The following is a 532-nucleotide window of genomic DNA, read 5'->3' on the forward strand; positions in this document are numbered from 1 at the left end:
GTGGGCGCTCCGAAAAAAGCATCATCTAGCTCTACAATGCCAGCTAGGGTATACATGCTATCACGCTCTCCCATTGCTTTACGGACCTTATGTTGGATCGTCCAAGCGGTTTGATAGGCAACGCCAAGTTCATCAGCAAGGTAGGTTGCAGAAACCCCGCGCTTGTCATGAGCGATGAGGTAAATCGCCCAAAACCATTTTACAAGGTCTGTGCGAGTTTTCTCCAACACAGTACCTGCAGTGACTGTTGTTTGATGGTGGCAATTCGTACACTCATACAAAGGAAGTTTACGGGTTTTGATTTCATAAGCCCGATCGTGCTGACACTTTGGGCAACGGAATCCATCAGACCACTTCATCTTGTATAAATGCTGATGGCACGCCTCTTCCGTTTGAAATGCTTTTTGAAACTGTATCAAATTCATAGATTCCTTTTTAGCCATCTCAATCACTCCAGAACTAATGTTTGGTTTTAGTATATCAAACATTAGTTCGTATGAAAAGAGGAAACTGAGCTAAATGGATAATCAGA

The 532-nt window shown here is 43.2% G+C and carries 1 protein-coding gene; it reads right to left on the minus strand.

Translation table 11 applies throughout. The features are described from left to right. A partial coding sequence (locus tag RZN25_18585) for an IS1595 family transposase (GenBank protein MEQ6378794.1) occupies positions 1 to 443 on the minus strand: 443 nt, incomplete at its 3' end. Between the last annotated feature and the right edge of the window lie 89 nt (positions 444 to 532).

The sequence above is a fragment of the Bacillaceae bacterium S4-13-56 genome, from assembly GCA_040191315.1.
Lineage (GTDB): Bacteria > Bacillota > Bacilli > Bacillales > JAWJLM01 > JAWJLM01.